The organism is Streptomyces sp. NPDC051567 (assembly GCF_044454165.1).
In the GTDB taxonomy this organism is placed as follows: domain Bacteria; phylum Actinomycetota; class Actinomycetes; order Streptomycetales; family Streptomycetaceae; genus Streptomyces.
In genome coordinates this window covers 74284-99452 of the sequence record NZ_JBITDK010000025.1, presented here as the reverse complement: position 1 = coordinate 99452, position 25169 = coordinate 74284, and the positions used below count along the sequence as shown (strand labels likewise).

Below are 25169 nucleotides of genomic sequence, written 5' to 3'. Positions count from 1 at the left end.
CAACCTCCACTACACCGGACGCACCGACACCCAAATCAAAATCCGCGGCTTCCGCATCGAACCCACCGAAATCGAAACCACCCTCACCACCCACCGCCACCTCACCCAAGCCACCCTGACGACCCATCCCGACCACCACGGCACCCCGCAGCTCACCGCCTACCTGGTGACGACCGATCCCGGGCTCTCCCCGCAGGACGTCCGCCTCTGGCTGCGCACGCTCCTCCCCGACCACATGGTCCCGGCCTTCGTCGTGATGCTGGAGCGGCTGCCGCTGACGCCGAACGGGAAGATCGACAAGCGCGCCCTGCCCGCCCCGCAGGCGGTGCTGACGGCCGGTGGCCGGGCCCCGCGCACGGCCCTCGAAGAGTCCGTGCGGACCTGTTTCACCGAGGTGCTGGACGCTCCCGCGCCGCTCTCCATCGACGACAGCTTCTTCGACCACGGCGGCCACTCCCTCCTCGCCGCCCGCCTCACCCACCGCGTCACCACCACCCTCCACATCACCCTCACCCTCCGCGACGTCTTCCAGCACCCCACCCCCGCCACCCTCGCCCAGCACATCGAGAACCTGCGGCGGTCCGACCCGCCCCCGCCCCGGCGGGCCAGGCCCGCCCTGCGCCGCCGCACCGACCAGGAACGGAGTTCCTCATGAGCACCCTGAGCACCCTGAGCACCGACCAGTACCCGGACTTCACCCCCGCCGCCGACGACGTCGTCTGGGACCTGCCGGGCGACGGTCCGCAGCGCACGTCCCTGCTGGTCCTGCCGCACGCCGGTGGCAACGCGCACGCCTACGCCGAGTGGCGCGCCCATCTCCCGGCCGATGTGCGGCTCCTCATCGGCCAGTACCCGGGCCGCGGGGCCCGCTTCGCCGAGGAACTGCCCCGGACCATCGCGGATCTGGCCGGTCCGGTGGTGGCCTCGCTGCCCGCCGGGGCCACCGACGACCTGGTGGTGCTCGGGCACAGCATGGGCTCGCTCGTCGCCTTCGAGGTGGTACGGGCCCTGGAGGCGGCCGGGCGGGGGCCGCGCGCCCTCGTCGCCTCGGCCTGCCGGGCGCCGTTCCTGGCCAACCCGTGCGCCGTCCACCCGGAGCGGCTGGACGACGACGAGCTGGTCGCCGCCATCAAGGAGCGCGGCGGCACCGATGACGGCATCCTGGACGAGCCGGAGCTGCGCGAGATCATCCTCCCGTCCATCCGCGCCGACTTCGCCATCGACGACGTGTACCGGTGCGAGGAGTCCTCGGCCCGGGTGGCGTGCCCGGTGACGGTGATCGGCGGTGACGCCGACCCGGTCGCACCGGCCGCCTCGCTGGACCGCTGGGCGCGGATCACCGACCGGCACTTCGCCTCGTACGTCCTGCCCGGCGGGCACTTCTACTTCCAGCAGCGGTTGCCGGAGTTCTTCGCCGTGCTGGCCCCGGTGGTCGGCGGGCACGCCACCGCCGCCGTCTGAGCCGCACCCGCGCCGCCGCGCACCGCACCGCGCCTCGCCGCCCGCCCGTAGCCCCGTCGCCCCGCCCTCCCGAACTCCCCTCCCCCTTAAGGACGTTCCATGACCACGTTCGCAGACGCCCCCACCGGAACCGGTATCAGCCCGGTCCGTGAGCCCGGCAAGCCCGTCGTCGTCCACACCCCGGCCGGCGCCGACCTGGAGACGGCCGTCGCCTGGCTGACCGCCCACCGGGCGGCCATCCAGGCCGAGCTGCACCGCTCCGGCGCGGTGCTGCTGCGCGGGCTGCCCGTCGAGGACGCCGCCTCCTTCGCCGCCGCCCGGGACGCCCTGATCCAGCGGCGCGCGGGGTACAAGGAGAAGGCCACCCCGCGCACCGACTTCGGCGAGGGCGTGTTCTCCTCCACCGACCTGCCGGCCGTCCAGCCGATCCGGCTGCACAACGAGAACAGCTACACGCTGGACTTCCCGGGCGTGCTGCTGTTCGGCTGCGTCATCGCCCCCGAGGTGGGCGGCGCCACCACCGTCGGCGACATGCGCCAGGCGCTGCGCCTGCTGCCGCCGGAGCTGGTCGAACGGTTCGCGCGGGCCGGCTGGCTGCTCGTGCGCACCTACTCGGAGCTGGCCGGGCTGCCCTGGTACAAGACGTTCGCGACGGAGGACAAGGCGGTGGCGCAGGCGTACTGCGACGAGAACACCGTCGGCTACGCGTGGCCGGACGACGACTCGATGATCACCCGGCAGCGGCGGTCGGCGATCGTCACGCACCCGGTGACGGGCGAGAAGAGCTGGTTCAACCACTTCGCCTTCTGGAACAGCCGCACCCTGGACGCCGATGTCCGCGAGGTGCTGGTGGACACGTACGGGGAGGACGGGCTGCCCTTCAACACCTACCTGGGCGACGGCTCCCGCCTCACCGACGCCGAGGTCGACACGATCAACGCCGTCTACGACCGGGTGACCGTACGGGAGACCTGGCAGCGGGGCGACCTGATGATCGTCGACAACATCCTGTGCGCGCACGGCCGTGAGGCGTACCAGGGGGACCGGAAGATCCTCGTCGCCATGGGCGAGCCGGTCGCGCTGGCCGACTGCGCGCCCGCCACCCAGCCGTCCACCACCGTTTTCGTCGGGGAGTGACCGTCATGACCGCTGTGCTTCCCGAGCGTGTGCGCGCCGACGAGCGCCACAGGAACGACAAGCGCGACAAGGGTGACAAGGGGGGCGCCGCCGCACCCGACCTGCTGGAACGTCTCGCGCTGGCGCCCGCCGGGCGGGCCGCCGTCGTCGCGGGCGACCGTGAGCTGAGCTTCGGGGCGCTGCGCGCCGAGGCGATGCGGATCGCCGGGCGGCTGGCCGCCCGGGGCATCGGCCCCGAGAGCGTGGTCGCGCTGTGCCTGCCGCGCGGCGCCGACCTGGTGGCCGCGCTGATCGGGACGCTGACCGCCGGGGCCGCGTACCTGCCCGTGGACCCGAAGCTGCCCGCCGGGCGGCGCCGTTACCTGGTCGAGGACGCGGGCGCCGACCTGGTCGTCACGGCGGGCGGCGAGCCGCTGGCGCCGGGCGTGGCGCACCTGTCGGTGGCCGAGCTGACCGCGCCGGGCGAGGAGCGCCCGTACGCGCCGGTGGCGGTGGCGGTGGACGGTTCCACGCTGGCGTACGTGATCTACACCTCCGGTTCCACCGGCCGTCCCAAGGGCGTGGAGATCGGGCGGGGCGCCGCCTCGGCGCTCCTGGCCGAGCTGGAGGGCGCGGGCATCGCGGTCACCGAGGGCGGGCGGGTCGGCTGGAACGCCTCGCCGTCCTTCGACGCCTCGGTGCAGCAGTGGGTGCGGGTCTGCCGGGGCGACACCCTGGTGATGATCGACGAGGAGACCCGGGCGGACCCGGCGCTGCTGGCCCGGCTGATCGACGAGCAGGCCCTGACCGACCTGGACATCACCCCCTCGCACGCGGACCCGCTGCTGGACCTGCTCACCGCCGACGGCGGACCGCGCCCGCTGACCCTGCTCATCGGCGGCGAGGCCGTTTCCCCGGCGCTGTGGCGGCGGCTCGCCGAGCAGGGCGCGCGGGGTGTGCTGCGCACGGTGAACCTGTACGGGCCCACCGAGTGCACGGTGGACTCCACGGCGGGCTGGATCGGCCCGGCCGACGAGGCCCCGCACATCGGCGCCGTCCTGCCCGGCCTGCGGATGCGGGTGCTGGACGGGAAGCTGGACCCGGTGGGCGCGGGCGGCAGCGGCGAGCTGTACCTGGCGGGCCCGCGCGTGGGCCGCGGCTACCGGCGCCGGCCGGGGCTGACGGCGGAGCGGTTCGTCGCGGACTCCGGGGAGGGGGGCGCCCACGGCGGGCGCATGTACCGGACGGGCGACCTGGTGCGGCTGCTGGCGGACGGCCGGCTGGAGTACCTGGGCCGGGCGGACGGGCAGGTCAAGCTGCGCGGGCACCGCATCGAACTCCCGGAGATCGAGGCGGCGCTGACGGCGCTGCCGGGGGTCGCGGAGGCGGCCGTCGTCCTGCGCGACGAGGTGCACGGGGCGCCGGGGCTGGTGGCGTACTACCGGACGCTCTCCCCGGAGGCCGGGGAAGCGGAGGTCACGGAGGCGGGGCTGCGCGAGCGCCTCGCGGCCGGGCTGCCCGCGTACATGGTTCCGGCGGCCTTCGTGGCCCTGGACCGTTTCCCGGTGACCGTCAACGGCAAACTGGACCGGGCCGCGCTGCCCGCTCCCGTGGCCGCCGCCGCGCCGGTGGAGCCGGCGGCCGGGGAACTGACCCGGGCGCAGGAGCTGATCGCGGGGGTCTGGGCGACGGTGCTGGGGGCCTCGCGGATCGGCCCGGACGACAACTTCTTCAAGCTGGGCGGCCATTCGCTGCTCGCGATCAAGCTGGTGTCGCGGGTCCGCGCCGAGCTGGGGGTGGCGCTGCCGGTGAAGGCCGTCTACGCCAACCCGAGGCTGCGGGACCTCGCCGCCCACATCGACACGCTCGTCGAAGCCACCGCGCCCGCCGGAGCCACCGCGCCCGCCGGAGCCACCGTGCCCGCCGGAGCCACCACGAGCCAGGACCGTTAGGACAGTCAGGACATGACCGTGATCCCGTTGTCGTTCGCCCAGCGCCGGCTGTGGTTCCTGGGCCGTCTGCACGGACCGTCCGCCGCCTACAACGCCCCCGTCGTCCTGCACCTCGACGGCGAGCCCGACGTGGCCGCGCTCGCGGCGGCGCTGGCCGATGTGGTGGAACGGCACGAGGTGCTGCGCACCGTGCTGCCGGCCGGTGCGGACGCGGAGCCGTACCAGCGGGTGCTGGAGGCGGCGGCCGTGGCCCGGCTCGCCGTCGTGCAGTGCCCGCCGGACGGTGTGGACGCGGCGGTCGGCGCGTTCGTCCGCGAGACGTTCGACATCACCGCCGAGCCACCGCTGCGCGCGCGGCTGCTGCGGCCCGGTGACGGGAGTGCGGTCCTGGTCCTGCTGATCCACCACGTGGCCACCGACGGCTGGTCCCTGCGACCGCTGCTGCGTGACCTGTCCCGGGCGTACGGGGCGAGGCTGGCGGGGCGGGCGCCCGGCTGGGAGCCGCTGCCCGTGCAGTACGCGGACTACAGCCTGTGGCAGCGCGAACTGCTCGGCGACCCGGGCGACCCGCAGAGCCTGGCCCGGGAGCAGCTGGAGCACTGGCGGGCGGCCCTGGCGGGGGCGCCCCCGGTCATCGCCCTGCCCGCCGACCGGCCGCGGCCCGCCGAGCCCTCGGGCCGGGGTGCCACGGTCGGCGCCCGCCTGGACGCGGCGGCCCACGGCGGGCTGCTGGAGCTGGCCCGCGCGCACCGGGCCAGCCTGACGATGGTGGCCCGCGCGGCCCTGGCGGCGGCGCTGTCCGCGGCCGGGGCGGGGACGGACGTGGTGATCGGCGCGCCGGTCGCGGGCCGCCCCGACGAGGACCTGTACGAGCTGGTCGGGTTCTTCGTCAACTCCCTGGCCCTGCGCACCGACCTGTCGGGGGACCCGGCCGTCGGGGAGCTGCTGGACCGGGTCCGGGAGGCGGACCTGGCCGCGTACGAGCACCAGGAACTCCCCTTCGACCTGCTGGTGGAGGAGCTGAACCCGGAGCGGTCGCTCGGCCGCCACCCCTTCTTCCAGGTGATGCTGACCGTCGACGCGGACGGGGCGGCGGCCGGGCCGGTGGCGCTGGGCGGGGGTGTCGGCGGGCGGCTCGCCGATGTCGGTCTGGACGCGGCCAAGTTCGACCTGACCTGGTACTGCGCGCAGCGGCACACCCCGGACGGCCGGCCGGACGGGCTGGAGCTGTCCCTGCAGTACGCGGCCGACCTCTTCGACGAGGGGACGGCCCGCCTGCTGCTGGAGATGTACGTACGGGCGCTGACCGCGTTCGCCGGGTCTCCGCAGGCCCGGCTCGGCGAGCTGGCGCTGGTGACGGCCGAGGAGGCCCGTGCGCTGGCCGGGCGGCGGCAGCGGCTGGCCGAGGCCGGGGCGCGGCGGGGCACGGAGGCGGCGGGGCCGGTGCGGCGGGACGTCCTGTCGCCCCGGGAGGAGATCCTGTGCGGGCTCTTCGCGGAGGTGCTGGGCCGCGGGACGGCCGCGCCGGACGCCAACTTCTTCAAGCTGGGCGGGCATTCGCTGCTCGCGAGCAAGCTCGTCAACCGCGTCCGGGGCGCGCTCGGGCTGGAGCTGGGCATCCGGGACCTGTTCCTGGCGCCGACCCCGGCCGCCCTGCACCGCAGGCTCGCCGAGTCCGGCGCGGCGGCCACCGACCGGCCCGCGCTGGTCCCCGTACCGCCCGGGGCGCGGCCGGAGCGGCTGCCGCTCTCGTACGCGCAGCGGGCGCTGTGGCTGACGGGCCGGATCGAGGGCCCTTCGGCCGCGTACAACGCGCCGCTGGTGCTGCGGCTGGCGGGGGTCCCGGAGCGGGGTGCGCTGGCCGGTGCGCTGGCGGACGTGCTGGAGCGGCACGAGGTGCTGCGGACGGTGTACGGGGCCGAGGGCGGCGAGCCGTACCAGCGGGTGGTGAAGGTGCCCGCGCGGGTGCTGGAGGTGACCGGGTGCACGGCGCGGACGGTGGAGGAGCTGGTCGCCGCGTTCGGCCGGGAACACCTCGACCTGGCCGGTGACCTGCCCCTGCGGGCCGGGCTGTTCCTGCCGGGCGACGGCACGTCGGTCCTGGTGCTGCTGGTCCACCACATCGCCACGGACGGCTGGTCGCTCGCGCCGCTGCTGCGGGACCTGGGCGAGGCGTACGAGGCCCGGTGCGCGGGCCGGTCCCCGCGGTGGCGGGCGCTGCCGGTGCAGTACGCCGACTACGCGCTGTGGCAGCGGGAGCTGCTGGCCGATCCGGCCGGGCTGCTGGAGTACTGGAAGGGGGCGCTGGAGGGGATGCCGGCCCGTACCGCGCTGCCCGCCGACCGGCCGCGGCCCGCCGAGCCCTCGGGCCGGGGTGCCACGGTCGGCGCCCGCCTGGACGCGGGGGCGCACCGGGCGCTGGTGGCGCTGGCGCGGGCCCGGCGGGCCAGCTTCTTCATGGTGGCCCGTTCGGCGCTGGCGGCGGCCCTGTCGGCGGCCGGGGCGGGGACGGACCTGGCGATCGGGACTCCCGTGGCGGGCCGCCCCGACCAGGACCTGCACGACCTCGTGGGCTGCTTCGTCAACTCGCTGGTGCTGCGCGCCGACCTGTCGGGGGACCCGGCCGTCGGGGAGCTGGTCGAGCGGGTCCGGGACGCGGACCTGGCCGCCTTCGACCACCAGGACCTGCCCTTCGGCCTGCTGGTGGAGCGGCTCGCGGAGCCCGGCCGGGCACTGGGCGAGCACCCGTTCTTCCAGGTGATGCTGACGGTGCAGGAGGCGGTACGGGACGAGGTACGGCTCGGCGCCCTGACCGGGCGGGCCGGGAGCACGGACCTGGGCGCCGCCAAGTTCGACCTCTCCTTCCACTGCGCGGAGCGGCGCGGCGACAACGACCCGAACGGGTCGGACGGGTCGGACGGGTCGGGCCCGCCGGAGGGGATGGACGTCTCCCTCCAGTACGCGGCCGACCTCTTCGACGAGGGGACGGCCCGCCTGCTGCTGGAGGTGTACGTACGGGCGCTGACCGCGTTCGCCGGGTCTCCGCAGGCCCGGCTCGGCGAGCTGGCGCTGGTGACGGCCGAGGAGGCCCGTGCGCTGGCCGGGCGGCGGCAGCGGCTGGCCGAGGCCGAGGCCCACGCGGCCCTGGCGGCGGAGCGGGCCGCGGCGGGCACGGCGGACGCGGCACCGGCCGCGCCCTCCCCGCGCGAGGAGATCCTGTGCGGACTCTTCGCCCAGGTCCTGGGCCGTGAGAGCGCCGCCCCGGACACCAACTTCTTCCGCGGCGGCGGCCATTCGCTGCTCGCGAGCAAGCTCGTCAACCGCATCCGGGCCGTACTGGGCGTCGAGGCGGGCATCCGGGACCTGTTCCTGGCGCCGACCCCGGCCGCCCTGCACCGCAGGCTCGCCGAGACCGGCGCGGCGGCCACCGACCGGCCCGCACTGGCCCCCGTACCGCCCGGGGCCCGGCCGGAGCGGCTGCCGCTCTCGTACGCGCAGCGGCGGCTGTGGTTCGTGGACCAGCTGGAGGGCCCCTCGCCCGCCTACAACATCGCGCTGGTGCGGCGGCTGGAACGGCCGCTCGACCCGGCGGCGCTCGCCGAGGCGCTGGCGGACGTCGCCGAGCGGCACGAGGTGCTGCGGACGGTGTACGGGGCCGAGGGCGGCGAGCCGTACCAGCGGGTGCTGGCCGGGGCGCGGCCCCCGCTGGAGCTGGGACGGCCCGCGGACGTCGCGGCGGCCGTGGACGAGGCCGCCGGGCACGTCTTCGACCTGACGCGCGACCTTCCCTTCCGGGCCTGGCTCTTCCTGCCCGGGCCCGGGGAGCGGCCCGGCCGGCAGACCCTGGTGCTGCTGCTGCACCACATCGCGGCCGACGGCTGGTCCACCGGGCCGCTCCTCGCGGACCTGGCGGCGGCCTACGAGGCGCGGCTCGCGGGCCGGGCGCCGGGGTGGGCGCCGCTGCCGGTCCAGTACGCCGACTACACGCTGTGGCAGCGGGAGCTGCTCGCCGGGGCGGACGGTGAACTCGGCCACTGGCAGCGGGAGCTGGCCGGTCTCGCGCCGCTGATCGACCTGCCGACGGACCGGCACCGGCCCCCGGAGCCCTCGGGGCGCGGCGCGGTCACCGGCTTCACCGTGGACGCGGACACGCACCGGCGGCTGACCCGGGTCGCGCACGCGCACGGGGCCACGCTCTTCATGGTGGTCCAGGCGGCCCTGGCGGCGGCGCTGACCCGGCTGGGCGCGGGCACGGACCTCGCGCTGGGCACCACGGTGGCGGGCCGCGCCGACGAGGCGCTCTCCCCGCTGGTGGGTTTCTTCGTGAACACCCTGGTCCTGCGCACCGGCACCGCCGGGGACCCGTCCTTCGCGGAGCTGCTGGGCCGGGTCCGCGAGACGGACCTGACCGCGTACGCGCACCAGGAGCTGCCCTTCGACCGCCTGGTGGAACACCTCAACCCGCACCGCTCCCCGGCACACCATCCGCTGGTGCAGGTGATGCTCCAGGTCCACGCGGCGGCCCCGGCTCCGGCCGGGGACGGCGGCCCGCTGGCGGGCACGGAGCTGGGCCACGGGTCGGGTACGGCCACGTCGGACCTGACCTTCGCCCTGACCGAGCGGGCGGGCGGCGGACTGGCGGGCGTGCTGGAGTACGCGACGGACCTGTACGGGCCGGCGGGCGCGGAGCGCCTGGCCTCTCTGCTGGTCACGGCTCTGGAGCTGTTCTCGGCCGATCCCGCGCGCCGGGTCTCGGAGCTGGACGCGCCCGCGGACCCCCGGGCCCCTCGCCCGTCGGCCGGCGGCTACCCCGTCGACCTGGACCGGGTCTCGGCGGTCCTGGCCTCGCACCCCTCGGTGACCGGGGCCCGCGCCGAGGTCGTGGCGGGCCGTCTGATCGCGCACGTCACGGGCCCGTTGACGGACCCCGTGACCGGCCCGGTCACGGAGACCGGGCTCCAGGCGTGGGCGGCCGAACGGCTCCCGGAGTACGCGGTCCCCTCCGCCGTACGCCTCCCGCCGAACCCGGCCCGGACCCCGGCCCGGACCCCGGGGCCGGCTCCGGCGGCCGGTGACGAGGCGCTGGCGACGGCCCTGCTCGGGCTGTTCGCGGAGGTCCTGGGGAACCACCGGCTGACCCCGCGGGACAACTTCTTCAAGTCCGGGGGGCATTCGCTGCTGGCGGTGCGGCTGGTGAACCGGGTCCGGGCAGAGCTGGGCCGGGAGCTGACGCTCCGCGAGGTCTTCCGCCACCCGACCCCGGCCGGGCTGGCCACCCTCCTCGGCTCCGCCACCCCCACCGCTCCCCCACCCCCACCCCTGCGCCGCCGCACCCGCTCGGGCTCCCGGGTCCCGCAGCCGTAGCGGGGCGAGGTACCCCATGTACGGGCGCCCCCGGCCGGATTTCTCCGGCCGGGGGCGCACGGGCATGGGGCGGCCGGTCCGCGGTGGGACCGGCGGTGCGGGTCAGCCGATGGCGGGGAAGGCGTTCCAGCCCTCCTCGTCGACGCGCCAGCCGTTGCCCAGGACGGGGGCGCCGCCGTTGTTGCCCCCGTAGAAGAGGTGGAGGGTGCCGTCGGTCCTGATGAAGTAGAGGTCGGGGATGCCGTCGTTGTTGACGTCGGGTGTGCCGCGCAGCAGCGGGACGGTGGCCCGCTCCCAGCCGGTGGTGGCGTAGGCGAGGTCCCGCTTGCCCGCCTCGTTGGAGGAGAAACCGATGGAGGCGAGGTCGAGCCGGCCGTCGGCGCCGGTACGGCCCGCGCGCAGGGCCAGGCCGCGGTTGGGGTTGGCGTTGTCGCGGAAGAGGAGGTCGGGGATCGTGTCCCCGCTGACGTCGCGGACCCCGATGAGGTCGCGCTGGGTCCAGCCGACGGCGAACTGGTGGGCTTCGGTGAAACTGGCCCCGGTGTAGCCGCTGAAGCCCCAGAAGCGGTCGCCCGCGAGGGCGAAGGCGTCGGGCTGGCCGTCCCCGGTGACGTCCTCCCCGGCGACGAGCTGGGTCAGGGTCGCGGGGTCGGGGGCGCCGGCCGGGAGCAGGATCTCGGTGCGGCGGCTGATGTCGAAGCGGCCGTTGCCGTCGCCGGGGTAGACGTAGAGCCTGCCGTCGGGCATCCGGGCGAGGAGGTCGGTGAGACCGTCGCCGGGGAACCAGTCGGTGGAGTGGGCGATGAGCGCGGGCTTGCCGGTGACGGGGTCCTTCCAGTACCCGGGGGGCACGGACCGGCCGGCGTCGGTGGCGGCGGGCATCCAGGGGTCGATGTCGCCGACGCGGTCGCCGGGGTAGACCCGCAGGTCGCCCGCGCCGTCGACGGCGATGATGTCGGCCATGCCATCACCGGTGACGTCCCCGGGGGTGTCCTGCCCGTCCTTGGGGCGTACGTAGAAGACATAGGTGACCGGGGTGGAGACGTTGCCCGCCTTGCTGACGGTACGGACGTAGAGCAGGTTGGGGCCCGCGTTGTCGGGGGTGATGTCGATGACGGCGTTGCCCGCGGCGTCGGGAACGGCCTTGTGGTTGAAGACGGGGTGGTTCAGGCTCCACTCGAACTCACGGATGTCCGCCGGGTTGTAGCCGTTGGCGGAGAGCGTGGCCTTGCCGGGGCCGAGGGGGTTCCTGCTCCACTCCGCGCCGTCCGGACCGGGGAGCGGGAAGTCCTGCGACTGGACGGCCGGGGTGCTGGGCGCGGTGTGGTCGACGGTGAACCCGCACGACTTGTTCAGACCGGCCGGCCCGCCCCCGGACCACTGGTCGTTCCAGTCGGTGGACCAGGCGGACCAGAAGTAGGTCTTGCCGGGGGTGAACCTGTTCCAGCTCAGGACCGGGGCCCTGGCGACGCCGTGGCTGTCCGGCCAGATGTGCTCGTTGAAGACGTTGGCGCCGGTGTCGGACTGCCAGATGCTGAAGACCACCTGCTTGAGGTTGCCGTCACGGTCGGACCCCTGGGCCTGGAACTGCAGGTCGGTCTTGCCGAGGAGCGGGTAGGGGGTGTCGACGACGCAGGTCCCGCCGGGGGAGATCTGCATGGACGCCTGGGTGGGCGTGTCCGGCGGCGTGTTGTACACGATCTCGATGTACGGGGCGCTCTCGCCGTTGGCGAGGAACTTCTTCCAGAGGGACGGGTCGGACTCGTTCTGCGCGCGCAGGCCGAGGGAGATGGCCTGCCATCCGTGGGTCGCGGCGTCGTTGGCCACGTTCCAGATGTCCACGCCCGTCCAGTTGTCCGGGCAGGAACTGTTGTACCCGGAGCCCGAATTGCCGCTTCCTGTGTAACGGCCCCAGAAAGAACCGTTGTTGGTGTTGTTCCAGGTGGTGGAACTGGTGATGTACGGAGTGCTGTAGACATCGAAGACCCGGGCCTGGCAGGACCAGGAATACGTCTGCAGGGCGCGCAGATGAGCAGAATGGATGGAGGCGCCGCGCAGCTTGGTGTCGAAATCGAAGTTGAAGACCGACCGGGAGGTTCCGCCCGAGGTAGACTCGTATCCCACCCGGGCTTCGTTCGTCCCGCTCGCGTTGTAGTTCTGGCCGTTGTAGAAGCTGGAACTTCCCTCGGTCTTGTAGAGCAGGGTCCAGCTGTTCTTGCGCCCCTTGAAGGAGGGGTCGACGAATACCGGGTAGACGGTGCCCGTGTCGTCGAGGAGCCTGCGGTCGGGGGTGAGGGTGAGCGTGTTGTCGGCGGCGAGGGCGGCCTTGGCCACCGCGGTGTGCGCGCCTTCCGCCCCGAGGATGCCCGGAAGGGCCAGGGACGGGTGGTTCCTGGCGGCTTCGCCGGGCGTCGGCTGCGGTTCACCGATGGTGGTGACGACCTTGCCCGCCGAGTCCCACATCAGCGGCGACGGCGCGCCCGCGATCTCCTTGCCCGCGCTGTCGAAGGCGCCGACCGCCCCGGAGGGTTCGTCGAGCCGGAAGGCCAGGCCGGGTGAGGCGAGCCGGTAGGTGAGACGGCTCAGCAGGGGGTCCTGGGCGGCCTGCCGGTCCTTGACGATGAGCAGGTGCGAGTAGCCGCCGTCCTGCGCGGTCATCAGCAGGTCGATGCCGGGCCGGACGCCCTCGTACAGTGCCCGGGGGCCGTCGACGACCGGCGCGGGCAGTGCTCCGGGCCAGGTGACGACCACCTCGTGGCCGTCGACCTTCAGCCGGGCCAGCTCGGTCCACGTCTCGCCGGGCACGGTCGTGGGCGTGGCGGCCTGGACCGTGGACGCGGCCTTGGCCGTGGTCAGGGAGGCCCTGGTCGCGCCGCTCGCCCCGCGCGAGGCGCGCTCCCCGGCAGCAGCCTGGGACGCGGGCCCGGCCTGGGGTGCGTCGGTTCCGGCCTGGGGTGCTTCGGTTCCGCTTCGGGGCGGGGACCCGGCGCTGAACAGGACAGGGCTGTTGACGGCCTTGGGCGCGTAACCGCCCTCCACCCGTTCCAGGCCGGTGTCGACCGGCTTCCACTCCCCGCCCGCCTCGGCGCGGAACGCGGCGCTGTGGACCCGCATCCTGAACGCCCCGCCGGGCTGCGCCCAGGTGGTGGTGTTCGCCCCCCGGTCGGCCGTGACCTCGACCTCCTCACCGCTCTCCGCGGCCAGGCGGCGCGCCTCGGTGGCGGTGACGGGCGCCCCGGCCTGCTCGGCCGGCCGGGCCCGCGGCGCGTCGCTCCCGGCCAGGTTCACCCCGACCGGCACGGCGACGGCCACGGCCAGCAGGGCGGCCAGAGCGCCCACGGCCCGGCGGCGCCGGAACCACCGCCGGGCCGGAACGCCGGCTCTCTTCTCCTCGGCGACAGCTGGCGGACTCTCGTCCACGGACTCGCTGACAGACATGATTCCGCTTCCCCCCTCGGGCGCACACTTCCGCAGCCCTTCGGTATTCGCAAATGATTTTCGGCCCGCGCCCCGAAAAGCGTGAAAGGTCAGCTCCCCACCCACCTTCCGCACACAGGGCGCGCGAACCGAGCATGGGCCATCCCTCCGACGACGTCACCCCTTTCAACGCCGCCATTACCAGCCGTTTACACCAGCTTTATCCCAATTATCCACGCACACGCGACCCTTGGAGTGACAAAGGCCACACCCGCCGCAAGGCAGTAGATTTTCTCCGGCAAACGGCCGCACAATCGGCTGGCTATTTCATCAGTCTCCTGCCGTTCACGCGCCTATCGCCGTGACGGCAGATCGTGGGGGGGTCCACATGTCGCCGTTGTCGGCGGGCTATTTCCGCCTGCCAAAAAACAGAAAGGCACGTGCGCTGCGCACGCGCCTCGCCGGGCGTACCGGCATCACGGTTTCCGTGATGCTGGTCGCCTCTCTTCTTCCCGTGCAGGCGTGGGCCGCGCCGCCGGGCGACCGTGACGGCATCCAGCTGCCGGGTCTCCAGCAGGACATCAGGGCCAAGCTGGACAAGGTCGCGGCGGCGAAGCTGGAGGGCTGGGCGGGCGCGCCCGCCCTGCCGCCGGCCGGATACGAGCCGTCGAAGGTGACACCACCGGCCGGCGGTTCGGCCGAAGTGGCGCTCAGCGGTGACCAGTTGGTACGGGCCGGTTCGCTCCCGGTCAGCATCGGCAAGGCATCGCCCACCGCGACCGATCCGGCGCCGCCCGCACCGTCGGGCACCTGGTCGGTGGCGGTCGAGAACCGCACCTCGACCGAGGCCGCCGACATCGACGGCGCGATCATCAAGGTGACACCACCCGTACAGGGCTCCACTCCGGTCGACGTCCAGCTCGACTACCGGCAGTTCAAGGACCTCTACGGCACCGAGTGGTCGACGCGCCTGGCGCTCAAGCAGCTCCCGGCCTGCTTCCTGACCACCCCGGACCTGCCCGAGTGCACCGTCTCCAAGGACGTCCCGAGCACCAACGACCCGGCCACCGGCACCGTCCGCGCCACCGTCGACCCGGCCACCGCCCCTGGCCAGAGCCTGCGCACCATGGCCGTCGGCGGGGGCGGGCCCATGGTCCTGGCCGCCTCCGACGGCGCCTCGGGCACGGGCGGCACGTACAAGGCCACCTCCCTCTCCCCGTCCGGTTCGTGGACGGCGGGCGGCAGCGGCGGCGGGTTCTCCTGGAGCTACCCGCTGACCCTGCCCGCGCCGCCCGCCGGACCGGCCCCGAAGGTCGCGTTCTCGTACTCCTCGCAGGCGGTCGACGGCAAGACCTCCGTCGCCAACGGCCAGGCGTCCTGGATCGGTGACGGCTGGAGCTACGAGCCGGGCTACATCGAGCGCCGCTACCGCTCCTGCGCCGACGACCGCAAGGCCGCCCCGGGCAAGCCGAACAACGACAACGCCACGGACAAGAAGAAGGGCGACCTGTGCTGGGCGGGTGACAACGTGGTGATGTCGCTCGGCGGCTCCACCACCGAGCTCGTCCACGACACCGCCACCGGCCGGTGGGTCCCCGCCTCCGACGACGGCTCCCGGGTCGAGCGGCTCACGGACGCCTCCCTCGGCAACGGCGCGAAGGACGGCGAGTACTGGGCCGTCACCACCCGCGACGGCACCCGCTACGTCTTCGGCCGCCACGACGTGGACGGCGCGGGCAGCCGCGCCGTGACCCACTCGGTCCTCACCGTCCCCGTCTTCGGCAACCACCCCGGCGAGCCCTGCTACAAGAGCGCCTACGCCGACTCCTCCTGCGAGCAGGGCTGGCGCTGGAACCTCGACTACGTCGAGGACGTCCACGGCAACGCCATGGTCGTCGACTGGGCCAAGGAGACCAACCGCTACGCGAAGAACGCCAAGTTCAAGCAGGCGGTCCCCTACGCGCGGGCCGGCTACCCGACGCAGATCAGCTACGGCCTGCGCGCGGGCGACCTCTCCGGCGCCCCGGCCGGCAAGGTCGAGTTCACCGTCGCCGAGCGGTGCGTCCGGGAAGGCTCCACCGACTGCTCGGACACCGAGTTCGAGTCGAAGAACTACGAGGACAAACAGCCCTGGTGGGACACCCCGTCCACCCTGCACTGCAAGACGGGCGCCAAGGACTGCTACACCGGCTCGCCCACCTTCTGGAGCCGTAAGCGGCTGACCGCCGTCACCACCTACGGCCAGCGCACCGAGGGCTCCACCGCCCTCTCCCTCGTGGACCGCTGGAACCTCACCCAGTCCTTCCCCAAGCAGCGCACCGACACCCACCCGCCGCTGTGGCTGGAGTCCATCACCCGCACCGGCTACGGCACCACCAAGGACGAGAACGGCAACCAGCAGGGCACCTCGCTGCCCCCGGTCTCCTTCCTCGCCAACGTCCGGGACATGCCCAACCGCGTCGCCCGGAGCACCACCGACGCCACCCCCGACTTCGACCGCCTGCGCGTGGAGACCGTCCGCACCGAGACCGGCGGCGAGACCCAGGTCGGCTACTCCGCCCCCTGCGCGGTGGGCACGGTCCACCCCAAGCCGGAGGAGAACACCACCCGCTGCTACCCGGTCCACTGGTCACCCGACGGTGAGCTGGAGAAGCCCCCGCTGGAGTGGTTCAACAAGTACGTCGTCGAGAAGGTCGTCGAGAAGGACCGCGTCGCCCGCCAGCCCGATGTCACCACCTCGTACACCTACGAGGGCGACGCCGCCTGGGCCAAGGAGACCGACGAGTTCTCCAAGCCCGAACTGCGCACCTACAGCCAGTGGCGCGGCTACGCCTCCGTCGTGGTGAAGAAGGGCGTCACCGCCGGCGCGGGCACGCCCGAAGCCACCGAGCAGTCCCAGACCCGCACCCGCTACTTCCGCGGCATGTCCGGCGACGCGGGCCGCCCCCAGATCACCGTCAAGGACTCCACCGGCGCCGAGACCCTCGGCGAGGACCTCCTCCAGTACCAGGGCATCGCGGCCGAGAGCATCACGTACACCAAGGCCGACGGCCCCGTCCTGCACCGCTCCCTGACCTGGCCCTGGAGCCAGAAGACGGCCTCCCGCCCGCGCGAGGGCACCACCGCGCTCGACGCCCACCGCTCGGGCACCTCGCGCACGGACAGGATCGAGGTGATCAGCGGCGGGGCCACCCGGACCCTGCGCACGCACACCACGTACGAGCCCACCTACGGCCTCACCCAGACCGTCCAGTCCGAGGCCGTCGGCCCCGACGGCACCGGGGGCGTGCGGACCACGGACCGGACCTGCGCCACCACCACCTACGTCCACCACACCGGCAACCACCTGATCGGTCTGCCCCAGCGCATCCGCACCACGTCGGGCGAGTGTGCCCAGGCAGCCACGGCCCCGCCGGTCTCCGACTCCCGCACCTCCTACGACGCGCCGGACGCCTTCGGCGCCGCCCCCGTCAAGGGGCTCGTCCGCCAGGTCGACACCAACGACGCCGCCGGCACGGGCTGGGTCACGACCGCCCGCACCGAGTACGACCTCCTCGGCCGCCCGGTCAAGGTGTGGGACGCGGCCGGCAACGCCGTCTCCACCGCCTACGCCCCGGCCACCGGCCCCGCCTTCGCGGTGACCGGCACCAACGCCCTGGGTCACGCGACGACGACCAGGAACGACCCCGGCCGCGGGGTGCCCCTGGAGAGCACCGACGCCAACGGCCGCAAGGTCACCACGGCCCACGACGCCCTGGGCCGGACCACCGCCGTGTGGACGCCCTCGCAGAAGCCGGGCACCGACAAGGCCGCCCACACCTTCACCTACCGGATCTCGGAGCACGAGGCCCCCGCCGTCACCAGCGCCACCCTGCAGGACGACGGCACCTACACCCGGTCGGTCGCGATCTACGACGGCCTGCTGCGCCCGCGCCAGACCCAGGGCGAGGCCCTCGGCGGCGGCCGGCTGATCACCGACTCGTTCCACGGCGCGAACGGGACCGTCCGGCAGACCGACAACGGCTACTACGCGGAGGGGACACCGGGCGACAAGATCTTCGTCCCGGAGTCCGTCTTCCGCGTCCCCAACTCGACGAAGGCCGCCTACGACGGTCTCGGCCGTACCGTCCGCGCCACCACCTTCCACGCGGACGTCCCCCAGAAGTCGGCCGTCACCGAGTACGGGGGCGACTGGACGCTGACCCGTTCGGCCATGTCCGCCGACGGCTCGGCCCCCCTCAAGGGCAGCCGCGCCGCGAAGACCTGGACCGACCCCCTCGGCCGCACCATGCTCGTCCAGCACGCCACCGCGACCGACCTGACCACCTGGAACAACACCACCTACGCGTACGACGTCCGTAACAAGCTGACGAAGGTCACCGACGCGGCCGGCAACCACTGGACGTACGGCTACGACGGCCGGGGCCGGATGACCTCCTCCACCGACCCCGACATGGGCAGCGCCTCCTTCGGGTACGACGCGCTGGACCGGCAGGTCACCGCGACGGACTCGGCCGGGCGCACCCAGCACACGGCGTACGACGTCCTCGGCCGCAAGACCGAGGTCCGGGAGAACGCCGCGGACGGCCCCGTGGTCGCGTCCTGGACGTTCGACTCCCTGCCCGGCGCCAAGGGCCTGCCCGTCGCCTCCACCAGCCACACCGGCGGCGCGGCGTACCGCAGCGAGGTCACCGGCTACGACACCGAGTACCGGCCCACCGGCTCGAAGATCACGGTCCCGGACGTGCCCGCGACCAAGGGTCTGGCCGGCACCTACGCCTACGCCACCACCTACACGCCCACGGGCAAGGTCCAGTCGACGACCCTCCCGGCCACCCCCGGTGGTCTCGCCGCCGAGAAACTGATCACCCGTCACAACGCCGACGGCATGCCCCAGACCCTGTCCGGTCTGACCTGGTACACCGCCGACACCACCTACAGCCCCTTCGGCGAGGTCCTGCGCACCGCGTCGGGCACCGCCCCCAACCGGGTCTGGACCACCAACCTCCACGACCCGTACACCGGCCGGGTCTCGCAGTCCCTCAGCGACCGCGAGGAGAAGGACCTCCACCGCATCAGCGACGTCTCGTACGCCTACGACGACGCGGGCAACATCACCTCGGTCACGGACACCCAGCCCGGCAACCGCGTCGACCGCCAGTGCTACGCGTACGACCCGATGGGCCGGCTCGGCCAGGCGTGGACCGGCAAGACCCCGTCCTGCACCGGCCCCACCCTGGCCGATGTCACCGCCGGGCCCGACGGCGACGGCTACTGGAAGTCGTACTCCTTCGACTCCATCGGCAACCGCACCAAGCTCGTCGACCACGACCTCACCGACGCCTCGCTGAACGACGAGACCACGTACTCCTACGGTGTCACGGTCACGGGCAACGGCACCCAGGCCCCGGTCACCACCCAGCCCCACGCCCTGGTCAGGGCGGAGGCGACCACCCGCAAGCCCGGCTCGACCGTCACCTCCCGGTCGACGTACGCCTACGACGGCGCCGGCAACACCACCCGCCGGACCATCGGCGGCGACACCCAGACCCTGAACTGGGACCGGCGCAACAAGCTGACCTCCGCCACCAGCCCCGGCATCGGCGCGGTCGCCGTCACCGGCCTGTCCGGCAAGTGCCTCGACGTCTCCGAGGGGTCGAGCGCGGACGGCACCGCCGTCCAGCTGTGGCCCTGCAACGAGACCAAGGCCCAGCAGTGGCGCCTGACCGGTGAGACGGTCCGCGCGCTGGACAAGTGCCTCACCGCGGCCGGGGGCAAGGCGGTCCTGTCCACCTGCGACGGCGGCGAGCAGCAGAAGTTCGTCCACCGGACGGGCGACACCTCCCTGCACCACCCGGCCACCAACACCTGTGTCGCCGTCCCCGGCGCCACCGACGCGGACGGCACCGACCTCCAGCTCCTCCCCTGCGCGACCGGTCCCCCGCAGCAGTGGACCTTCAGCGACACCACCACCTACGTCTACGACTCCTCGGGCAGCCGCCTCGTCGAGGAGACCGGCAGCGCCCGCACCCTCTACCTCGGCGAAGCCGAGATCACCGTGAACAAGGCCGGCCAGGCCATCGACGCCGTCCGCTACTACAGCGGCCCCGGCGCCCCCACCACCGTCCGCCGCACCTACGGCAAGGCCACCGGCCACAGCCTCACGGTCCTCCTCACCGACCACCACAACACCGCCACCACCACGGTCGACCAGCGGCCCGGCCAGCCCGTCACCCGCCGCAAGTCCGACCCGTACGGCAACCCCCGCGGCGCCCACCCCACCAACTGGCCCGGCAGCCGCACCTTCCTGGGCACCGGCAACGACGACAACACCACCGCCCTCACCCACATCGGCGCCCGCGAGTACGAACCCTCCACGGGCCGCTTCATCTCCGTCGACCCGATCATCGACATCACCGACCCGCTCCAGATGAACGGGTACACCTACGCCAACGGCAACCCGATCACCTACTCCGACCCGACGGGGCTCTGGATCGACGACGGGACCGGCCACTCCGAAAGGCGGGACGACAGCTACCCGGCCGACCCCGGCACTGGCAGCACGGGCAACAGCGACAGCAGCAACAACAGCGGTAAGGGGGACGGTCCCTCCTCCAGTACCAAGAGCTCCAGCAACAAGGCGAAGAGCTGCTCCTGGATGTGCGGTGCCAAGAAGATCGTCAAGAGCGGCAAGGAGATCTGGAAGACGCACAAGGTGGCGATCGTCTCGTTCGCCGTTGAAGTCGCCGTCGGAGCCACCTGTCTAGGGGCCGCCGCCGGAGCTGGACTCGCTACGGGTGGCGTCGGATTCGCTTTGGCGGTGGGCTGCGGCGCGATCGCGGGCGCAGCAGGGGCAGCAGTCGCCAACTTCATGGACCCCAACGCCGACCACAGCACCATGGGCGTGCTCAAGGACATGGGAACAGGCGCCCTCTGGGGCGCAGCGGGCGCCGCCGCCGGCCCAGTTCTCGGCGCAGCGGGCAAGGCCATCGGAAAGGGAGCCAGCAAGCTCCTCTCGAAGGCCAGCTCCAAGAGCAGTCCGAAGGCCAGCTCCAGCGGCGCGTCCTGCCCCATCAACAACAGCTTCACCACCGGAACCCTCGTCCTCATGGCCGACGGCTCCACCAAGCCGATCGAGGAGGTCGAGCCCGGGGACAAGGTCAAGGCCACCGACCCCAAGACGGATGAGACCCGGGTGGAGACGGTCACCGCCACGATCACCGGCGAGGGCCTCAAGCACCTGGTCGACGTCACCATCGACACCGACGGCGAGAACGGCCCAAACACCGCCGAGGTCACCGCGACCGACGGCCACCCCTTCTGGGTCCCCGAACTCAACCAGTGGATCGACGCGACCGACCTCCACCCCGGCCAGTGGCTCCAGACCAGCACCGGCACCCACGTCCAGATCACCGCGGTCGAACGCCGCACCACCCAGGGCGCCACGGTCCACAACCTGACCGTCTCCAACACCCACACGTACTATGTGCTGGCGGGCAAGACTCCGGTCCTGGTTCACAATTCCAATTGCCTCATTGGCGGAAGCGGTCCGGCCAAGGGTGTTCTTGAGGTGAGCGACCGCGTGAAATCTGTCGGCGCAGTGAAGAACTTCAGCCCGAAGGGCGACAGGGACTTCATCTTCGATCCGACCACGGGCCGCTTCGCGACTGGAGCTGACCAAGGTGTTGGTGGCCACGATTTCCTGGGGAGCGCGGCTGGCGCCGACAAGTCGACAATGGTCGGCGGTCGTCTGCGTCGGGGGCCGAATGGGGAATTGCAGACCAATCAGTGGTCCGGGCATTATGGAATGAACTGGAATGACTCGGCAAGGAAGGCATTCCAGGACTTCATGGGGCAACACGGGATAACCGTGAGCCACACCCCGAGCATGCATTGGTAGGCAAAGTGGCATCCCTGACAGATCCTCCTCATGAGGCAGGCGCTGTGACAGTAAGTGATCTGATGGTCGAGCTCTCGGCTGTGCCCGAGGGCTGTTGGATAGTCTCCTCCTACCCGGATCAGGCCGGAGCCGTTGCATGGCTACCGCTGGTGCAGATCAGCACAACGGGGATTTGGTTGGGGTTCGACCGGGAAGGGGTGTGGACGCTGGGAAGGCTCGAAGGTGCAGTCGAATCCTCGGCGGGGAGATTGCCCTCGTCTTGGGTGACGATCCTGGACGAAGACGAGAGATCACTTCGAGCGGGGCTGGACGCTGCTGCTGAACGGTTCGGCCTGTCGCCCGAAAATGTTCAGAATCTGGTTCCCATCGAAGATGTGCTAACGGTGGCAATCAGAAGTCGAAGTAGTCACTGGGCGGAGCGAGCGGTCCACTGGATGCTGGATAGGGGTACCTCGCGGGAACATTTGGGGCTCCTTCAGGAATTGGCCACCGCTAAATGGGTAAATCAGCGAACTCGACATATCGCCAGACGCCTGGTGAAGGCATCTGAGTAGTGAATGGCGGATGCCCTCCCGGACGTTCTGGGAGGGCATCTTGCCGTTTGACGGCAACGCTGACGGAAACGTCAGCGGACGACGGCCGCGGCGGTTGGGTCGTCGGGTTCGTCGTCGCTCTGGTTGAGAGCGTTGTTGAGGGTGTCGATGGCTCGGCGTTGCAGGTGAAGCCTTACGTGGGCGTAGACGCCGGCGGTGACGCCGATGTGGGCGTGGCCGAGGAGTTCCTTGATCACGACGAGGTCGACGCCTTGTTCCAGGAGCAGGGTGGCGGTCGAGTGGCGTAGGTCGTGGAAGCGGATGCGGCGGAGCCCGGCCCGATCGAGGAGGGCACGGAAGCTGCGATTGAGGTTCGCCGGATCGATCGGCCCTCCCGCCGGCGTGCTGAAGACGAGGCCGTTGTCCCTCCAGTCCTCCGCTGCTGCCTCTCGTTCTCCTTCCTGTACCTCACGGTGTTCCTTGAGTGAGTGGATGCACTCGTTGGGGAGGGCGATGCGTCGTTCGGAGGCTCGGGTCTTGGTGGGTAGGGAGGTGAGCCCGCCGGTCTGGGTGCGTTGGAGGGTGCGGCGGATGCTGGCAGTGCCGTTATGAAGGTCGAGGTCTTCCCACTGGAGGCCGAGGAGTTCGCCCTTGCGGAGGCCGGTGCGGAGGGCGAGTTCGTACAGCGCGAACAGGCGATCATTGCGGACAGCAGCGAGGAACTGGCGGGCTTCATCTGCCGTGAGCGGTTCGAACCGACGAGGACGCGGTGTACCGGTGCGGACGTTGCGGGCCACGTTTCGCGTGATCTCCTCCTCGCGGACGGCGTGCTCCAGGGCGGACTTGAGGACGGAGTGGATGTACGCCAGCGTCAGCGGGGAGAGCCGCTTGGAGCAGCACGCTCCGGCGGCGCAGCAACGGGGCTGATCACGGCTGGCATCGATGCTGCGGGCGCAGCACTGGCAGGTGGTGCGGACCTGGTTGAGCCAGGTACGGACGTCCTTGGCGGTGAGCTTGGCGAGCTTCTTCTTGCCCAGGCCGGGGATGAGGTGCTGGTGGACACAGGTGGTGTAACGGGTGTGAGTGTTCTCGCGGAGCTGATGGACGGCGACCGCCTCCAGCCAGTACGTCAGGTCCGCGCTGACGCTGCCCTGCGCGGACGGAACGGGAACGCCGCGGTTGCTGGAGGCAGTCTTCTCGGTGAGCTTGTCCAGAGCCTCCTTGCGGGTAGTGCCGTAGACGCGGACGCGCTTACGGGTATTGCCCGGGGCAAGGACGTAGCCAGCGGCTTCCCAGCGGCCGTCCTTGCGCTGGTAGACGGTCCCGTCGCCGTTGGCGCGGACTCGGCGGGAGGGGACGGCTTCGCGGGGCGCGGTCATCAGGCGGCTTCCTGGTCGAGGCGGGCATGGATGAAGTCGGTGAGTGCGTGGGAGGGGATGCGGCGGGCGCGGCCGAGAGTGATCGAGGTGAGCTGGCGGGTGCGGAGCAGGTCATAGACCGCGGAGCGGCCGAGCTGGAGGCGAGCCATGACCTGGGGAACCGTCAGCAGTTCCTGCGTCGCGCCCGGCCCGTAGTGGAGCTCAATGGGCTGGCGCGTGGTCATCAGGAGCCGCCTTCTGCCTCGAACTGCCGTTCCAGCTCTCTCCTGTGCCAGATGGCGGCTGCGAGGAGTGCAGCGCCGGGGCTATAGCCCGAGCCGTGGTATGCCCAGTGACCGATGACGAGCGTGGTCGTCGGGTCGGACTCGGGCAGACCGGTGTGGACGCGGGTCTGGTCGGTGCGCCAGGCACGGCGGGCGGCGCGCAGCGCGCCGAGGGTGACGGAGTAGCAGCGGGACTTGGTGGCGGCCCCCGGAGAACCCTGGTACGGCGAAGCTGCCCGACCGACGAGGGACCCCTCCCGCTCAGGCCCCAATTCCGCTGGCGCCTCGGCCCTGCCTGGTGCTGGCCACCTGCTCGACACCAAGCGCGGTGGTGGGTCACCGGCCCGGGTGGGTATCTCCCGGATAGCCCTCGGTCGACTCGTCGGACCGGCGTACCGTGGCGCTGGAGGTGGTCAGCATGACTACGGAACTGGCGGACAACGTCCGTAAGTACCGGCGTCGGGCCGGGATGAGCCAGGAAGTACTGGCCCACGCCGCGGCCGTCTCGCCGGGCACGGTACGCAAGGTCGAGCAGGGCGGAACGGTCCGCATGGAGACCCTTCACGCCCTGGCCCGCGCGCTGGGCGTGAACACCGGCGCGCTGATGGCGTCCGACGCCCCCGAACCCGTAGGCCGCACAGAAGAGCCGAACCGGGTCAACTTGATCCAGCTTCGCGCCGTACTCACCCCGGCCATCGGGCTCGTGGACCAGAACCCCGAAGCCGCGGGCGAGGAACCGAACCTGCGCGCCTTCAGCCGGACGGTGGGAGACGCGCGGGTCCTGTACTTCTCCGACAGCTACAAGAGCGTCGCGGCTCAACTGCCGGACCTGCTGCGCGATGCAGCGAGGGCCGTTGCCTACTACGACAGTGGAGACGAGCACCGGCAGGCCCTGCGGGCCCGCGCCGAGGCGCTGCGTTTGGCCGGTACCTACCTGACCCAGGTCCGGCAGTACGACATTGCCTACACCGCCCTGGCCGGCGCGATCACGGATGCCAGGCAGGCCGGGGACATGCTCGCGGCAGGCTCGGGCGTCGGCGGTATGTGCTGGCTGCTGGTGCGGCAGGGCCGGCTGGACGAGGCGGAACGGATCGCCGCCCAGAGCATGGACGCGGTGGAACCGAAGATCACCGGGGCCGAGCCGGACCACTACGCGGTGTGGGGCGGTCTGGCCATGGAGGCCGCAGCCGCAGCCGCCCGCAACAACCGACCGGACGCGGCCAAGGAACACCGGAAGGCAGCCCACGTGGCGGCAGCCGCCGTTGGTACCTCGCACCGCAACGTCTCCCGGCACTGGTCCGTGTTCGGACCGGTCACGGCGGCGATGAAGGCGCTCGAAGACGCCATGGTCGTAGGAGACGCGCGCGCCGTGGTGCGCAAGGCAGGCGAGCAAGAGGAGTTGTCGCCCAAGGCGTGGAAGCGCTTGGGCAGGCCCAGCACGAACGACGGGAACCGCTTCACCCTCGACGTGGCACGCGCCCACACGCGCACCGGGGACCTGTCGGCCGCCATGGATGAGCTGACCCGCGCCCGGTCGGCGGCCCCGGAGTGGATGCGGCACCAGAACATGGCCGCCGAGACCATGCAGGAGATCCTGGGCAAGCGCAAGCGCACCCTCACGACGGAGATGCGCGAGATGGCCTCCTACCTGGGCGTCGTCGGATAGCTACCACGCAACGCAATACATCCAGCACCCTCCGTCGCCAACTGGCATGCCTCATCGATGGAGTGACGGACAGTAGGCCCCTACGGTCGCCGTATTCCATTCGGCTACCCAGGTGGGG

Annotated in this window: 11 protein-coding genes; 7 read left to right on the top strand and 4 right to left on the bottom strand. The window is 72.3% G+C overall.

Going from position 1 to position 25169, the window contains the following annotated elements:
* From ACIA5F_RS24200 to ACIA5F_RS24180, 5 genes are all read left to right on the top strand, one after another.
* Positions 1-655 (top strand): phosphopantetheine-binding protein (locus tag ACIA5F_RS24200; protein WP_399356285.1); only part of this gene is annotated, 655 nt, incomplete at its 5' end.
* Positions 652-1461 (top strand): thioesterase II family protein, encoded by an 810-nt coding sequence (locus ACIA5F_RS24195; RefSeq protein WP_399356283.1) that lies wholly within the window; start codon positions 652-654, stop codon positions 1459-1461. The genes ACIA5F_RS24200 and ACIA5F_RS24195, both read left to right, overlap by 4 nt.
* Before the next feature lie 99 nt (positions 1462-1560).
* Entirely contained in the window at positions 1561-2598 is a 1038-nt protein-coding gene (locus ACIA5F_RS24190; RefSeq protein WP_399356281.1) for a TauD/TfdA family dioxygenase, read from the top strand.
* 5 nt (positions 2599-2603) lie between these two features.
* Positions 2604-4529, top strand: coding sequence for an amino acid adenylation domain-containing protein (locus ACIA5F_RS24185; protein WP_399356279.1), 1926 nt, complete (start codon positions 2604-2606; stop codon positions 4527-4529).
* Positions 4530-4547: 18 nt separating this feature from the next.
* On the top strand, positions 4548-9893 hold the full coding sequence (locus tag ACIA5F_RS24180; protein WP_399356297.1) for a condensation domain-containing protein: 5346 nt from the start codon (positions 4548-4550) through the stop codon (positions 9891-9893).
* 102 nt (positions 9894-9995) lie between these two features.
* On the opposite strand, the gene ACIA5F_RS24175 is transcribed toward ACIA5F_RS24180, so the two are convergent.
* Complete coding sequence (locus ACIA5F_RS24175) at positions 9996-13331, bottom strand: DNRLRE domain-containing protein (RefSeq protein ID WP_399356277.1); 3336 nt, start codon at positions 13329-13331, stop codon at positions 9996-9998.
* Between the two features lie 469 nt (positions 13332-13800).
* On the opposite strand from ACIA5F_RS24175, the gene ACIA5F_RS24170 reads away from it, so the two are divergent.
* On the top strand, positions 13801-21210 hold the full coding sequence (locus tag ACIA5F_RS24170; RefSeq protein WP_399356275.1) for a polymorphic toxin type 43 domain-containing protein: 7410 nt from the start codon (positions 13801-13803) through the stop codon (positions 21208-21210).
* A gap of 625 nt (positions 21211-21835) precedes the next feature.
* Here ACIA5F_RS24170 and ACIA5F_RS24165 read toward each other — a convergent pair.
* Genes ACIA5F_RS24165 through ACIA5F_RS24155 form a run of 3 tightly spaced genes read right to left on the bottom strand, consistent with a single transcriptional unit; the run spans position 21836 to position 23657 of the window.
* Complete coding sequence (locus tag ACIA5F_RS24165; RefSeq protein ID WP_399356273.1) at positions 21836-23122, bottom strand: tyrosine-type recombinase/integrase; 1287 nt, start codon at positions 23120-23122, stop codon at positions 21836-21838.
* Positions 23122-23346: a helix-turn-helix domain-containing protein gene (locus ACIA5F_RS24160; RefSeq protein WP_399356271.1), complete on the bottom strand. Its 225-nt coding sequence runs from the start codon at positions 23344-23346 to the stop codon at positions 23122-23124. The genes ACIA5F_RS24165 and ACIA5F_RS24160 overlap by 1 nt, the downstream gene beginning before the upstream one ends.
* Positions 23346-23657 carry a replication initiator gene (locus ACIA5F_RS24155; RefSeq protein ID WP_399356269.1) on the bottom strand — a complete coding sequence of 104 codons (312 nt, stop codon included), beginning with the start codon at positions 23655-23657 and terminating at the stop codon, positions 23346-23348. The genes ACIA5F_RS24160 and ACIA5F_RS24155 overlap by 1 nt, the downstream gene beginning before the upstream one ends.
* Positions 23658-23803: 146 nt before the next feature.
* Between ACIA5F_RS24155 and ACIA5F_RS24150 the strand changes: the two genes are divergently transcribed.
* Positions 23804-25051, top strand: coding sequence for a helix-turn-helix domain-containing protein (locus ACIA5F_RS24150; protein ID WP_399356267.1), 1248 nt, complete (start codon positions 23804-23806; stop codon positions 25049-25051).
* The last annotated feature ends 118 nt before the right edge of the window (positions 25052-25169 follow it).

Excerpts from the sequence above, each read along its gene's own strand:
- ACIA5F_RS24195 (WP_399356283.1), top strand. The coding sequence starts at position 652 with ATGAGCACCCTGAGCACCCTGAGCACCGACCAGTACCCGGACTTCACC.
- ACIA5F_RS24190 (WP_399356281.1), top strand. The coding sequence starts at position 1,561 with ATGACCACGTTCGCAGACGCCCCCACCGGAACCGGTATCAGCCCGGTC.
- ACIA5F_RS24185 (WP_399356279.1), top strand. The coding sequence starts at position 2,604 with ATGACCGCTGTGCTTCCCGAGCGTGTGCGCGCCGACGAGCGCCACAGG.
- ACIA5F_RS24175 (WP_399356277.1), bottom strand. The coding sequence starts at position 13,331 with ATGTCTGTCAGCGAGTCCGTGGACGAGAGTCCGCCAGCTGTCGCCGAG.
- ACIA5F_RS24170 (WP_399356275.1), top strand. The coding sequence starts at position 13,801 with ATGCTGGTCGCCTCTCTTCTTCCCGTGCAGGCGTGGGCCGCGCCGCCG.
- ACIA5F_RS24165 (WP_399356273.1), bottom strand. The coding sequence starts at position 23,122 with ATGACCGCGCCCCGCGAAGCCGTCCCCTCCCGCCGAGTCCGCGCCAAC.
- ACIA5F_RS24160 (WP_399356271.1), bottom strand. The coding sequence starts at position 23,346 with ATGACCACGCGCCAGCCCATTGAGCTCCACTACGGGCCGGGCGCGACG.
- ACIA5F_RS24150 (WP_399356267.1), top strand. The coding sequence starts at position 23,804 with ATGACTACGGAACTGGCGGACAACGTCCGTAAGTACCGGCGTCGGGCC.